Raw genomic sequence first — 13695 nt, forward strand, 5'->3', positions numbered from 1 at the left:
CTCCTGTCTAAGGTCCCTCGTGCAAATTCCTTTTCGTTCCTCTGTACTTCCGGGCTAGTAACCGTTATAATAAATACCAAGTAAACTTATCAGAAAAAGGTGATGATTCTTGCGCGCCACTTTGAAGAAACTGTTCGAAAGCCGCTGCCCCAATTGCAGCCAGCCGCTCATTTCCGAACGGGACGCCGATCGTTCTTTGAAGACCTGTCCGCAATGCCACTATAAGGAAGAAACCTATCTTTCCCTGGGCGTCACCGTCGTCTACAACGAGACCCGAAACGACTTTAAATAACGCTGCATTTCCTATCGTAACATACTTAAAACCCACCTGCATCAGCAGGCGGGTTTCTTCTCCATGCACAGATTCATCGCTGCTCTTACCCGGCAAACTTCCCCGCGCAAGGCATATAAATGCTGAAATCCCCGTCTTCTTAAGATGCGGGCGGCTTTCATGGCAGCATAACGGTTGTCTGTCAAAATAAGAACTGGGTCACCAGGCGATAGCTCCTTACTCCAAACAAATGGCAATCGTCCCAATGAAATGTTGATCGTTCCGTCCAGGTGGCACTCCTCATAATCGAAGGCGTCCCGGACATCCAGCTTCTTCGTCTGAGGTGGAACTCCGAACCCGCATAGGGCCCCGGCCTCCACAAACGTCAGACCCGAGACAGGCCATACCAACCGCAACAAATACCCACAAACGGCGGCGGCAGACAAAATTCCTCCAGCTATGACCAGCATTCCCGTCACTCCACTTCGTCCTGCCAGGCCATCATCCCGCCGGTCATGTTAACCACGTTATAACCTCTCTCACCCAGCAGCTCGCAAGCCAGACTGCTGCGTCCACCGCTGCGGCAGACAACAATGACCTCTTCCTTCGAATCAAGCTCGACGTGCCGTTCCGGCAACTGTCCCAGCGGAATATGTTTAGCTCCCTGAATATGGCCTTCGGCCCATTCGAGCGGCTCCCGAACGTCCAGAATATATACCGGTTCGCCCCGTTTCATCCGCGCGGCCAGCTCGGCCGGGGTAATTTCCTTCTCTGGCTGAAATGCCATGTTCATCGTCTCCCTTCAGGTTATCTGCTCTTGACCAATAACTCGACGGCTTCCTTCACCAAATGGCTGGTGTCGCCCCCTTGGATCTGCTCCTCCAAAATGCACTGCTGCAGGTTGTCCGCAACGATTTGCGCCATCGCTCTGTCCGCGGCGCTGCGTACCGCAGAAAGTTGACTTACAACTTCCTTGCAGGGCTTCCCTTCCTCCATCATCCGAAGTACGCCGCGCACTTGGCCTTCTATACGTTTCAATCTGCGTTTGACTTCTTCCGCATATAGATGTTCCTCATTCATGTCCCGCACTCCTTTCCGTAAACAAACGTGCCTGACTCTCACTACTAAATACCCCTACGGGTATTTATTGTAGTGAATAATTCCCCCAAAGTCAACCCAGCTATCCACAAATAAAAAGAGGGCGGAATCTCGCTCTCCGCCCTCACGCACTTTACGATATGTGATTTATTTACGATTAGACACTTTATCCCATTCCGTATCCAGTTGTTTCAAATAGGCATCGATATCCTTCTTCTGGAGGAAACCTTGGATTAACGCATCCAGCTTCATGGCCCCTGGAATGTAGTGATCCGCAAAATCGGATATTTGTCCCGCTGCGAAGGCTTCCTTAAAGCCGTCCATGATTGGATCGCTTTGCGATACACCGGTAATGGCCGGGAATGCTTTCTGTTCATCGATATATTGCTGTACATTTTCCGCTTCTAATAAGAATTGGACGAACTTCGCGGCTTCTTCCGGATGTTTGGTGTTCTTAGCAATCGTAAGCAACGTATCTACGCCAGAAATGACCTTGTTGCTTGCGGAATCATTGGTTGCGGGCAATGGGAACACGCCCAGTTCAATCGAAGGATTGGCCTTTTGGATTTCCGGAATCGCCCATACCCCTTGCAGATACATCGCAGACTCACCCTTGGCAAATGCCGTATTCCCATCGTTGTAGCCTTTGCCGAAGATATCCTTTTGCCCGTAATCCAGGAGCTTTAACTGCTTCTCTGCGACTTCTTTAAAGGCATCGGCGAACTTCACCGTACCTTCCTGGCGTTGCTTGAAAATATCAGTTCCTACGATGCTTGGTTCCAATGCATTAAACGGGACTAGCACAGTCCAAGAATCTTTATAGGTCAGGTAGAAAGCATTTTTCCCGTCCGCTTTGAACTTCTCAGCAACGGCAATAAACTCATCCCACGTTTTTGGTACTTCTACACCCGCCTCTGCAAAGATCGCTTTATTATAAATGACACCGCTGGCATTTGCGGAGAATGGAATGCCATTAACTACCTCGGTTCCTGTCAGATCGTTCATCATCTGAATATATGCGGGTTGAATCGAGGAGAGCAGCTGATCCCCGGTGAAGTCCTTAATCATTCCACCGGCCGCCAGCGATTTGTAAGCATCCGTTGCGCCCATCCCTACAACATCGGGAATATCATTTTTGGCCGCTCTGGTTTTAAGTACGGTTTCCGCATCAGGCGGGTTAACCTGAGTTACTTTGATATTCGGGTTGGCTTCGTTAAACTTCGCAACCAGTTTGTCGAACGTCTCTTTCGCTTCGGTTTTGTTTTGGAAAAATTCGATTTCTACCTTCTTGCCCGAAGAGGCTGCTCCATTTCCGGATGCCGTTCCGGAGTTGCTTGCTTCGCCATTATTCCCATTGCCGCAAGCGCTAAGCATGGATAGAGCCAACAGACCTGCTAATACGGGTGCTACGATTTTTTTCATCGTTTTGAATCCCCCTGATCATATAAGTTTTTGGGACTAAGGACTTCACAGAAATCAAACGTAAACGTTTACGTTTTAGACGTAAAAAATGTTCTGTTGCCGTTGCATGAGCCCGTCTCACGTACCCAATCTTGAGGGCAATCGTCGAACTCGACCCGGCTTCTGATTTTACGTAAACGCTTACCTAGAATATATCTCCGGGAAATTTGTTTGTCAATCCTCTTTTCGAATTGCCAATAACTTCTTAGAGCCTATCCCCTCCCCCAATCAAAAAACAAAGTTGACAAATAAAAGGACACGATCTAAAATTCGAGTAAGCGTTTACGTATTCTCCTTAGGCTTCCTTAATCGTTTCCAAATTTAAAGCGGATGAGGCTGAGTAATGATGAATCCAACCATAAAGGATGTCGCAAAAAAAGCGAATGTCTCTATCGCAACCGTGTCCCGGGTGCTCAATAATTTGCCAGGGTATTCGGATCGTACGAAGGCCAAGGTATATCGGGCGATTGAAGAGATCGGTTATCAACCCAATGCCATAGCCCGCGGCTTAATCAACAAGAGAACCCAAACGATCGGCGTCATGTTTCCAACGGTATCGAGTCTCTTCTCTTCCGAGATTCTCCGTGGCGTCGAAGACTTTGCTCAAGACAATGGATACAGCGTCGTGGTTTGCAATACCGATTCGGATGGTAAGCGAACGCTGAAGTATTTGCAGGTGTTGCGCGAGAAGCAGGTCGACGGCTTGATATTCTCCAGCGAAGTGCTGAAGGATGAATACTATAAGACCCTACAGCAAATGCAAATCCCTTATGTGCTGGTATCGACCGAATGCCAATACGACAACGTTCCGTATGTCAAGGTCGATGATTTTCAGGCGGCCTATGATGCCGTGGAGTATCTAATACGTTACGGTCATCGAAAAATCGCGCTGCTCAGCGGGACAAAACACGATACGATCGCCGGAATCCCCCGAATCGAAGGGTACAAGAAGGCCCTCGAGCAACATGGCATCCCGGTTAATGAATCGTATATCGCCTATGGCGATTTCCTATTTGAAACAGGCTGCAAAGCGATGGAAGAGCTCTTGACCCATGCTCCGGATCTTACCGCGATATTTGCCGCCAGCGACGAAATGGCTATCGCTGCTATTTCCGTAGCTGCCAAACATGGAATTAAGGTTCCCGATGAGTTATCCATTATCGGGTATGATGATTTGAAGCTGGCCCGGATGTCGGTTCCTCCTTTAACGACCGTCCGTCAGCCATTGTATGAGATGGGCAATCTTTCCTGCCAAAAGCTGATTCGCATGATCCAAACGGAGGAGCCTGAAAGCAGCATGATCATGGACCACTCCATTATTGAAAGGCAAACGGTGAGGCCGTTTGGTTCTTAACCCTCTAACCGAATGTCCTTCATGCAAATAACGTAAGCGGATACGATAAAGCTTGATATCCATATGCCGCTCACGTTTTTCTTTGCACGTAACGTAAACGTTTACTATCTGTTTGTCGAAGAACCATTTTTCACTTTGAGGAGGAACTCCCATGACCAAACGCCGTGCGGCCTTTTATTGGATGACCTTACCCGCTCTCCTGCTATTCTTTGCTTTCCACACTTATCCGGCCCTTCAAGGCATATTTTATGCGTTCACGAACTGGGACGGCTTTAGCGGCGGGTACGAGTTCATCGGCCTAAAAAACTTCGTGAATGTGTTCAAAGATTCCAATGTGCTGGACGCCTACATCTTTACATTCAAGTATGCCATTACGGCGACCATTCTTATCAACGTCCTCAGCCTGCTGATCGCATTGGGGCTAAATGCAAAAATCAAGGCGAAGAACTTCTTCCGTGCATTTTATTTTCTTCCTAACGTCCTTGGCGTTCTGATCATCGGATACATTTTCAACTACCTGTTCTCCAACGTCTTCCCTGTATGGGGCGAGCAGCTTGGGAGCGACTTATTATCGACCAACCTTTTAGGAAATCCGGACTGGGCATGGATTGGCATCGGTTTTGTTGGAGTATGGCAAGCCATTGCTTACAATACGATTCTTTACCTGGCAGGGCTCCAAACGATTCCGACCGACTTGTATGAAGCTTCGAGCCTTGACGGTGCCTCCAAATGGCAGGAGTTCTGGAAGATCACCTTCCCGATGCTCGCTTCGTTCTTTACCATCAATATGGTGCTGGCCATGAAAGGCGGCCTGATGGTATTCGACCAGATCGTCGCGTTAACCGGAGGGGGTCCCGGGACGGCTACGCGCTCCATTGCGCTGCTGATATATCAAGGCGGATTCACCGGCGGCGAGTTTGCTTATCAATCGGCCAATGCGGTCATCTACTTCATCGTGATCGTCGCGATATCCTTGTTCCAAATTAAAGTTCTGCAAAGACGGGAGTTGGATCAACTATGAAAAAGAAAATCAATTGGCTCGCGACAATACTCATTGCGCTTGGCTCCCTTTTCATTTTGTTCCCGCTTTACATGACAGTCAGTATCGCCTTGAAAAACCCGGAGGAAATGGCGAACTCTATCTTCTCCTTGCCAACCGGCCTACATTTCAGCAATTTCACGCGAGCCATTGAAGCCACCGACTTCTTTCAGGCTCTTGGGAATAGCATCGTGGTAACGGTCGTATCGGTTGTCTTTATCCTACTGACCAATTCCCTGGTCTCTTATGCCATTGCACGCAACATGAACCGCAAGTTCTTCAAAGGTCTGTATCTTTACTTTATCAGCGCGATGTTCATTCCGTTTCAAATCATTATGCTGCCGGTCGTGAAAGTCACCACCGAGCTTAGCATGAACAATATTCCCGGCTTGATCATTCTGTACATTGTATATGGCCTGCCGTTTAACGTCTTCGTCTATGTCGGGTACATCCGCTCCGTACCGATCGAACTGGAAGAAGCGGCTAGAGTGGACGGTACCTCCACCTGGGGGACCTTCTGGCGGATCATTTTTCCGCTGCTTGCACCGATCAGCGCTACGGTTGCCATCTTGTCCAGCTTATCGGCGTGGAACGATTTCCTTCTCCCCCTCATCCTGTTAGCTGAACCGACCCAATATACCCTGCCTCTCGTTCAGTACGTGTTCCAGGGCCAATTCAGCACGGATTATAATCTGGCCTTCGCCTCCTACTTGCTGGCGTTGCTGCCGATGGTGATCGTCTATCTGTTCCTTCAGAAATGGATCATTAACGGGATTACCCAAGGGGCAATCAAAGCCTGAATGCAAACACAAAACGACCCAAGCCTTCGTGAATACACGGATGGCTTGGGTCATTTTTTATTTCAACGTGATATCTTTCTCCCAGGTCAATTCCTGGCCTTGTTCATTGCCGAATACGAAGGTGACCTTTCCCTCTTCGCCTTTCATCTCATCGGGATAGAGGAATCCCATAAACTGTCCGTTTCCGCTGATGTAGAAGCCGTTCCCGCCGTTTTGCCCATGCTGAATAGCTTCCTCCAGCGTATTCACGATCTCGTTTTTCTCCGACTTCCACTTGATTTCCTTGAGCATATAACCTTCCGGCGCTTTCTTGACGGTGAAGTCAAAGCTGCCCCCTTCTGCAAGCGGTTTGGGTGTCTGATCAATGACAATCAGGATATCCCCGTTAGCAGTGCCGTTTGCATCAGCTTGGTTACCGTTTGCATCGCCTTGATTGCCGTTCGTCGCTGCCTCGTTGCCTGAGTTGGCCGTGTTATCCCCCGAGTTGGTATTGGCCGACGACGGATCGCTGACCCCTGCCGTATTCGAAGGCGCATTCTGGCTCTGCGGCGCTCCGGTAAGAGTTTTGCTGCCGCATGCGCTCAGCATCAGTACCGTGGCCAGGGCCATCAACAAGAATATTAGGGTTTTACGTTTCATCATGAGTTTCTCCTCCGTTTTGGGTTTCTTTATCTAGTAAGGTAAAATAGAAAGCTACACCTTGCTCCGTATTCAAAGCGCCATATTCACTGCCATGCAGCTCCAGGATATGCTTTACGATCGCCAGTCCCAGACCGGTTCCGCCTGACTTGCGGTCACGAGAACGCTCCGCCCGGTAGAAATGGTCCCAGATCCGAGTGAGATCCGCCTCAGCGATGGAAGGGCCGGCATTTTCGATCTTTGTCGTGATTGTCCCATCCTCGTCTCGGTGCAGTCCGATGTGAATCGTGCTATGCTCTCGGGCATGACGGACGGCATTGCTTAACAAGTTCAGAATCACTTGCTCGATGCGTCTCGGATCCGCCCAAACCGTGACTTCATTCCGTTCTGGGGGCAACTTCCCCTCTTCTTGGCTCCGGTTCAGTTCGATCCGAAGTTCCTTTGCCTCCAACTGCTGGTCAAAGGACTCCGCCACCCGTTTGATCAGGCTGGTCAGAGAGAAGCTCCGGGGATGGAGCTGCACCTTCTTCACCTCAAATTTGGACAATTCCAGCATATCCATAATCAAGGCGTTCATGCGGTCGGTTTCGCTGACGATCAGGGCCAGATACCGCTCCTTCTTGTCGTCCGCCACGCCGTCCTGCAGCCCTTCGGCAAACCCTTTGACGATGCCAAGCGGTGTTTTTAACTCGTGCGAAATATTGGCGACCAGTTCCTTACGCAGCTCTTCTGCGATCCGCTTCTCCTCCACGTCGAGCTGCAGCTGATGGTTTGCGCGGGTTAACTCCTTCAGCGCCTGATCCAAATTACGCGACAACCGCGCAAGATGACGGGACAACTCGCCGAACTCATCCTTGGACCGGCCCTCCGGCACCGCAGAGAAATCCAGCTCCGCCAGCCGAGCCGCCGTACGATTCAGGGCGAGCAGCGGACGGGAAACCATCCGAGAGAAAATCAGCGACAGCAGCAGCACTAGAACGACGATCAGCGGCGCTAACACAATGACATAACGTTGAAGGATAGCCACGGCCTCGCCAACCGGCTGCAATGAGCTTAACGCAACCATGTAGCGGGGGCCGGTCTTGCCTTCATTTGCGAGCGGCTGCAGCAGCACTACGTATTCGACGCCGCTCCATGTGTCACGCCATTCGAAGCGTACCGGATAACCTTCACGCAGACGGGTCTCAGAGGTTTGGGCCCTCCAGGTTTGGAGCGCATCATCGATCAGCGTATCCTGATAAAAGGGATTATAGGAGCGGGAGTTCAGCTCCGGCAGCAGCAGATCCGTCACTTCACCTTCCGACCGCACCAATCCGATGTCGGGTTCTTGGGTCGCCTCTACCGACAAGCGGATGTTCACGGGATTCATGATCGTATCCAACTGATCCATGAACATCCCATCGACCGTTAGCCGATCGCCGATGGCAGCCTGCGGAATCGCCTCGCTTGTCGTTCCTTCGGTCGGAATCACCACCTTCACCGTTTTCCCGTCCGAAGTTCGTATATCGATGTAATAGGGTTCATAGTGAAGCTGCGTAAACTCCCGATTCAGAATCGCGATGCTGGCGTCGTGTCGGTTCATAAATTCGCCCAGCTGCCGGGAAACCTGCTGCTCATCGTCGGGATGCTTCCTATACTGTGCGGCGAAGCTCTCCATGCTCCCCGCCAGACGGCTAATTTTAGTTCCTCGGTAAAACCGCTCGAAGAATACTCCCTCCGCCACCATCACCACCAAGAAGGCCAGCAGGACCAAAGCCGATGTTACGACGAACAACTTGAAAACAACGCTATGCCTTTTCATGGGTTCGTATCGAATTTATAGCCCGATCGGATCACGGTCGCGATGTACCGTCCTTCGTCTCCCAGTTTGGCTCTTAATTTTTTGATATGGGTATCCACCGTCCGTGAATCCCCCAAATAATCGTAACCCCAAACAGCATCCAAAATAGCTTCTCGGCTCAGCACCTTACCGGTATGCTTAACCAAAAAGATCAACAGCTCATATTCCTTTGGCGTCAGATTAACCGGCTCGCCCCTGACGGTTACGACATGGGATTCTCGATTGATCGATAAGTCGCCGAATACTTGCGTTTCGCTGTCTCGGCCGACCGTGCCTTCCTTCCTCTTCATCAAGGCGGTGGCACGTGCAACGAGCACTCTTGGACTCAGCGGCTTCGTCACGTACTCGTCGGCGCCCAGCTCGAATCCAAGCAGTTGGTCGTCGTCTTCGGCCCGGGCCGTCATGATAATGATCGGCACGTCCGATTTGCCGCGAATTCGCCGGCATACCGACCAGCCGTCCATCTCGGGCATCATGATGTCCAGCACGACCAGGTCGACGGCGGTTTGCTCGAACATCTCGAGCGCGATCCGACCGTTTTCCGCTTCATGAACTTCCCACTGTTCTTTTTTAAAATAATCGGTAATAAACTCGCGCATCAGCACGTCGTCTTCCACCAGCAATATGCTTCGTTTCATTCGGGCATCACCTATGCTCGTATTCTGGCCTTCCCACTACACTTCTATGAATTCGGGCGGCACCTCCATTCCCCCTTGCAAAACCAAGTATAACGAAGCGATGTGTCCGCCGTGTGAACTTAGGGTGAACATCAAAAAGGACTTTCTGCGCGGAAAGCCCTACCTTCAAATTCAGATGCACTTTTCGATTTCCATTAGGGATGACTACAAGACCATCAGATTCGCAGTCCCGTTTCGGCGTACGTCCGTGGGCTATTGATAATGAGCAGGCAAGCGTTTGTGGAAATTAAGCGAAGAAATGACGGGGGTCCATTTTGATTTATCTTAATGAAGTGCACTCCACCACATCTATACCTCAGTTATGTTCAAGGTAACGCATCCAGAGATAAATACAGACAGGCTGCGGAAACGGCAAAGAACAGGAAGGAAATCCGACGATTTCTACGCATATTAAACCCGAAAGCTCCAAAGAAGATCATGGCTGCGAGCTTCGACACGCTATCCGAATAGCCGCCCAGCGAAAAAGCGGAACTGCTAAACACAATAGACGACAATAAAGAAATCCCGACTCCCATACGAAACCACAAGGGTTCTCTCATGAATAAATGAAAGAATGATTGAATTTGTCTCACAAGCCCCTCCTTCTGAGCAGTCACGATAAGCGAATAAGAAAACCCTTGATTTATCACCGTTTTTGACAAATCAAGGGTCTTATCGTGTCACAAACCTGCATTGTAAATTGTCTCAGTTAACCGTTACTCACCATGTGCTTTTCGTTCTCTTCGATTTATTGCCATAACGAAGTAGCGCAAGCAACAGGAAGCCGATTCCTGCTCCGTTCATCAACCCCAACCCAAAATCCGTCATCTGGATGTCGCTTCTACCGAGGTACATTGCCAGAACAATGAACAACATACCGACCATGGTCAACAACAGGCCTTGCATCTTCTCTTTCGTCATGGAAAACCCTCCTTAAATCTTATACGCCTTCATGGCTTTGCGCAGTTCTTTGAAGGTAGGACGTTTGCCGTACAGCAGGACGCCGGTGCGGTAAATTTTCGCGGACAGCCAGCCGAACAGGAAGATCGCAATGGCTAGGACAACCAGCGAAAGCGCAATTTCCCAAACTGGCGGTTCGCCGATGCCAACCCGTACGATCATCGATACCGGTGACACGAACGGGATGAAAGAACTCACCTTCATGAGCAGCGAGTTTGGCGTGCTCAAACTGAAGATCCCGATATAGAACGATGCCAACGACAACATCGTGATCGGCATGACTGCCTGCCCCAGCTCTTCAGTGCGGCTGACCAGCGAACCGATCGCGGCAAACAGTGTCGCATATAAGAAGTATCCCAAGATGTAAAAGACAAGGCCAAGCACTAAGACTTCCACGCGGATATCGGACAATTGAAGGTTGAAATCCGCCAACACCGGCTGATTATACGGCAATGAAATGTTGATCGCAATAACGCCGGCAAAGATAGCGATCTGTAACAAGCCAATGAAGAACATCCCGAGGATCTTGCCGAACATTTGCGCCAACGGCGATACGCTCGTGATGAGAATTTCCATGATCCGCGAACTTTTCTCCGCGGTAACCTCGGCCGAGATCATATTCCCTGTCATCATGATCGTCATGAAGAACAAGATGATCAATACGTACACAATCACGTAGTTAATCGCACCGGTCTCTTCCGCCTTATTCCCGGTTTCGCTTCCACCCGTTTCCGGCGAAGCCTTCACCGTATCAATTTGCACCGGCGCGCTCAGCGCAGCAATCTGCTCATCGGTCAGCATGCCCTTCGTCAAATACTCCGCCTTGACGTTCTGCAGTGCCGCTTGCAGCGCGGTTTGCAGCCCCATCCCCAAGCTGTCTTTCTTGGAAGTGTAGGTCACGGTCGGGAAGACACCGCCGTCCCCTTCAGCAAATTGCAGATAACCGTCAATGTCTCCAGCATCGATCGCTGCCTGCAGTGCCGCTTTATCTGCCTGTTCGTAAGGAATAAGCGTGTAGCCTGCTGCCGGCTGTTTCGCCGTATAAGCCTCAAGCGATTTCGCCAGTTCCGTCTGTCCTTCGTAGATAAGACCGATCTTGGCCGGATTGTCGTCCCCACCGGTAAACTTGTCGATAAAATAAGGTACATGCATCCCGATAGTCACGAGCAGAGCCAACACGAGCGTAGTAATAAGAAATGATTTCGTTCTGACTTTATTCATAAAAGTAAAGCCAACAACCGTCCCCATTTTATTCATTCGACTCACCTACCTCTTTAATAAAGATCTGATTCAGGGTGGGCTCCTTGATCTCGAAATGCTCCACTTCACTGACTTCCATCGCTTTACGCAGGATTTCTTGTGCAGCCGCTACCTGCGAGATGCGCACGAGGTAACCGCGTTCTTTTCGCTCTACCTTCTCGACGCCTGCAATCTGCTCCAGCCCGGTCACTTCACCGATCGTGTGCAGCAACACTTCTTCACGAGGATACCGCTTTTTAATCTCCCGCAGATTGCCTTGCAGCACGGTGTTTCCGCGATGCAGAATCGTGATGTTGCGGCACAGCTCCTCCACATGTTCCATCCGGTGGGTGGAGAATAGGATACTGGTGCCTTGATCGCGCAGCTCCTTCACCGTCGCTTTCAGCAGCTCGACATTAACCGGATCCAACCCGCTGAACGCTTCGTCCATGATCACGAGTTTCGGTTTATGGACAACCGCGGCTATGAAGCCCATCTTTTGCTGGTTCCCCTTAGATAACTCCTCGATCTTCTTGTCGTAATATTCCGGCACTTCGAACCGATCAAGCCAATATTTCAAGCTCTTGTCGGCTTCCGCCGCAGACATGCCGCGCAGCCGCGCCAGGTAAATGATCTGGTCGCTGACCTTCACCTTCGGATACAAGCCGCGCTCTTCCGGTAAGTAGCCCATCTTCGCTTGCAACTCGCGGCCATAGGGCTTCCCGTCATACGAAATCTTCCCGCCGTCCGGATAGATTAAACCCAGTACCATCCGCATTGTCGTTGTTTTGCCGGCGCCGTTTGCCCCGAGCAATCCGTAAATCTCGCCTTCCTCCACCTGCAGTGAGATGTTGTCGACGGCGGTCTTCTCGCCAAATTGCTTCATTACGTTTTCCAGAACCAATGGATTTGCCATATTCCCTCTCCTTCTTCTATATGAAATCAATTCATCCCATTAAACCATTGCCGCTTCCGGTGCCGGTTTGACCGGTGGATGCCCTTGGATCCACAGCTGCAAAATCTCATCCAGCTCTAGGCTGCGGGTCTGCATGACCTGTAGCCCTTTGGCCGCAAGGCTTTGCTGGAGTTGCCCTTCATGCTGCTCCTGTACAACCAGCTTGGTCACCGACGGGCCATCCACGCAGAGGATCGTTCCTTGCGGTAAATCGTCCGGCGAGCACCCTCCGCTGCGGATCCAGATCTCTTTCCAGCTGCTGAATAATTGATCCTTCTCGGCCATCCCCAGCACCTGTCCGTGATGCACCAATGCGATGTAATCGGCCAGCCGTTTCACTTCCTCAGCGACATGTGTTGCGAGGAGTATCGTCATATCCTCATCGGCCATGAACTCCCGGAGCTCCTCAATCATGCTCTTCCAGGCGAACGGATCCAGTCCCGAAGAAGGCTCGTCGAGCAGCAACAGCTTCGGCCGAGCCGCCAGCGCCGCCGCGATTTCGAATTTCCGCCGCTCCCCTTTGGACATTCGATTGAGTCGTTCCTGTCTCGGGACATCAAATCGATCCATCAAAGCTTCAAAGAGCTTCTCATCCCAGGATGGATACCAATGCGACCGGAACTGAGCTGCCCGTTCCGCCGTCATATAATTCTCTTCCGGCTCAGGCGCTTCGGGGACATACCCGATTTGTTGGCGCAGATCAATCGGTATCACGCCGGAGAATGTTTGCCCGAACCAACGGATCTCCCCCGAATCAGGCCGGAGCATCTGCTGGATCATTTTCATGATTGTGCTTTTTCCCGATCCGTTAGGTCCGACCAGAGCCACAATATACCCCTTCGGCACTTGCAAGTGTAGCGGTCCAATCGTCTTGCGACGCCCCTGTTTAAGAGCTCCGACCAGCTCAATTGCCATAGGTTGTTCCATTAGTTCGTTTCCTCCTTGCTTGGCGACGCATCGTATTTCTGCTTCACGATTTGCAAAAACAGCTGCTTCAGCTCTTCCGCCCCATATTGCAGTGATTGTCCGGCATCAACAGCCTTTTCGATCGCTTCCTTCACCACTGCGGTGCGGTATTCATCTCGCTCACCTGCAGTGACCTTGGCGACGAAGGTCCCCGTTCCCTGCTTGGTACGAAGGAGTCCCTCGGTCTCTAAGTCTTGGTAAACCCGGCGTACCGTGATCACGCTGCAATTTAAGGCGCCAGCGAATTCCCGGATTGAAGGCAGCAACGTCCCTTCTTCGATTTGTCCGCTGACGATCAACGACCGGAGCTGCGACTCGATCTGATGATACAGCGGCGCGGCGCTATTTTCGTTAATTTGAATGGGAATCCACACCCTTCTTGCTCACCTCCGCCTT

The 13695-nt window shown here is 50.9% G+C and carries 17 protein-coding genes; 4 read left to right on the plus strand and 13 right to left on the minus strand.

The features are described 5' to 3' along the window. Positions 1 to 109: 109 nt before the first annotated feature. Positions 110 to 292 (plus strand): hypothetical protein, encoded by a 183-nt coding sequence (locus IM700_RS18245; RefSeq protein ID WP_167521247.1) that lies wholly within the window; start codon positions 110 to 112, stop codon positions 290 to 292. Between the two features lie 41 nt (positions 293 to 333). On the opposite strand, the gene IM700_RS18250 is transcribed toward IM700_RS18245, so the two are convergent. The 4 genes from IM700_RS18250 to IM700_RS18265 all read right to left on the minus strand — a co-directional run bounded on the left by IM700_RS18250 (position 334) and on the right by IM700_RS18265 (position 2791). Beyond that, entirely contained in the window at positions 334 to 741 is a 408-nt protein-coding gene (locus tag IM700_RS18250) for a rhodanese-like domain-containing protein (RefSeq protein ID WP_193416863.1), read from the minus strand. Between the two features lie 5 nt (positions 742 to 746). After that, positions 747 to 1058 (minus strand): rhodanese-like domain-containing protein, encoded by a 312-nt coding sequence (locus tag IM700_RS18255; RefSeq protein ID WP_193416630.1) that lies wholly within the window; start codon positions 1056 to 1058, stop codon positions 747 to 749. A gap of 20 nt (positions 1059 to 1078) precedes the next feature. Next, positions 1079 to 1351, minus strand: coding sequence for a metal-sensitive transcriptional regulator (locus IM700_RS18260; protein ID WP_193416631.1), 273 nt, complete (start codon positions 1349 to 1351; stop codon positions 1079 to 1081). Between the two features lie 165 nt (positions 1352 to 1516). Beyond that, the gene (locus IM700_RS18265; protein ID WP_193416632.1) at positions 1517 to 2791 is read right to left on the minus strand and encodes an ABC transporter substrate-binding protein; all 1275 of its coding nucleotides are present in this window, start codon (positions 2789 to 2791) and stop codon (positions 1517 to 1519) included. A 385-nt stretch (positions 2792 to 3176) separates the two neighbouring features. On the opposite strand from IM700_RS18265, the gene IM700_RS18270 reads away from it, so the two are divergent. From IM700_RS18270 to IM700_RS18280, 3 genes are all read left to right on the plus strand, one after another. Further along, positions 3177 to 4184 (plus strand): LacI family DNA-binding transcriptional regulator, encoded by a 1008-nt coding sequence (locus tag IM700_RS18270; protein ID WP_193416633.1) that lies wholly within the window; start codon positions 3177 to 3179, stop codon positions 4182 to 4184. Positions 4185 to 4335: 151 nt separating this feature from the next. Continuing rightward, positions 4336 to 5205: a carbohydrate ABC transporter permease gene (locus tag IM700_RS18275; RefSeq protein ID WP_193416634.1), complete on the plus strand. Its 870-nt coding sequence runs from the start codon at positions 4336 to 4338 to the stop codon at positions 5203 to 5205. Further along, positions 5202 to 6023: a carbohydrate ABC transporter permease gene (locus IM700_RS18280; RefSeq protein WP_155607273.1), complete on the plus strand. Its 822-nt coding sequence runs from the start codon at positions 5202 to 5204 to the stop codon at positions 6021 to 6023. The genes IM700_RS18275 and IM700_RS18280 overlap by 4 nt, the downstream gene beginning before the upstream one ends. A gap of 57 nt (positions 6024 to 6080) precedes the next feature. Here the strand turns inward: IM700_RS18280 and IM700_RS18285 are convergent, their stop codons facing one another. The 9 genes from IM700_RS18285 to IM700_RS18325 all read right to left on the minus strand — a co-directional run bounded on the left by IM700_RS18285 (position 6081) and on the right by IM700_RS18325 (position 13673). After that, the gene (locus IM700_RS18285; RefSeq protein WP_167521249.1) at positions 6081 to 6662 is read right to left on the minus strand and encodes a hypothetical protein; all 582 of its coding nucleotides are present in this window, start codon (positions 6660 to 6662) and stop codon (positions 6081 to 6083) included. Next, entirely contained in the window at positions 6652 to 8463 is a 1812-nt protein-coding gene (locus IM700_RS18290; RefSeq protein ID WP_193416635.1) for a sensor histidine kinase, read from the minus strand. The genes IM700_RS18285 and IM700_RS18290 overlap by 11 nt, the downstream gene beginning before the upstream one ends. Beyond that, positions 8460 to 9140, minus strand: coding sequence for a response regulator transcription factor (locus IM700_RS18295; protein ID WP_193416636.1), 681 nt, complete (start codon positions 9138 to 9140; stop codon positions 8460 to 8462). Before IM700_RS18295 ends, IM700_RS18290 begins: the two co-directional genes overlap by 4 nt. A 365-nt stretch (positions 9141 to 9505) precedes the next feature. Further along, positions 9506 to 9772: a hypothetical protein gene (locus IM700_RS18300; protein WP_193416637.1), complete on the minus strand. Its 267-nt coding sequence runs from the start codon at positions 9770 to 9772 to the stop codon at positions 9506 to 9508. Between the two features lie 127 nt (positions 9773 to 9899). Next, positions 9900 to 10100 carry a hypothetical protein gene (locus IM700_RS18305; protein WP_193416638.1) on the minus strand — a complete coding sequence of 67 codons (201 nt, stop codon included), beginning with the start codon at positions 10098 to 10100 and terminating at the stop codon, positions 9900 to 9902. 12 nt (positions 10101 to 10112) lie between these two features. Beyond that, positions 10113 to 11396, minus strand: a complete 1284-nt coding sequence (locus IM700_RS18310; protein ID WP_155607277.1) for an ABC transporter permease — start codon at positions 11394 to 11396, stop codon at positions 10113 to 10115. Further along, positions 11389 to 12294, minus strand: a complete 906-nt coding sequence (locus IM700_RS18315; protein WP_155607278.1) for an ABC transporter ATP-binding protein — start codon at positions 12292 to 12294, stop codon at positions 11389 to 11391. The genes IM700_RS18310 and IM700_RS18315 overlap by 8 nt, the downstream gene beginning before the upstream one ends. 39 nt (positions 12295 to 12333) lie before the next feature. Continuing rightward, on the minus strand, positions 12334 to 13260 hold the full coding sequence (locus IM700_RS18320) for an ABC transporter ATP-binding protein (protein WP_193416639.1): 927 nt from the start codon (positions 13258 to 13260) through the stop codon (positions 12334 to 12336). Next, a complete protein-coding gene (locus IM700_RS18325; protein ID WP_193416640.1) occupies positions 13260 to 13673 on the minus strand; it encodes a GntR family transcriptional regulator in 414 nt (137 codons plus the stop codon). The genes IM700_RS18320 and IM700_RS18325 overlap by 1 nt, the downstream gene beginning before the upstream one ends. Positions 13674 to 13695 lie beyond the last annotated feature (22 nt).

The organism is Paenibacillus rhizolycopersici (assembly GCF_014947195.2).
GTDB lineage: Bacteria > Bacillota > Bacilli > Paenibacillales > Paenibacillaceae > Fontibacillus > Fontibacillus rhizolycopersici.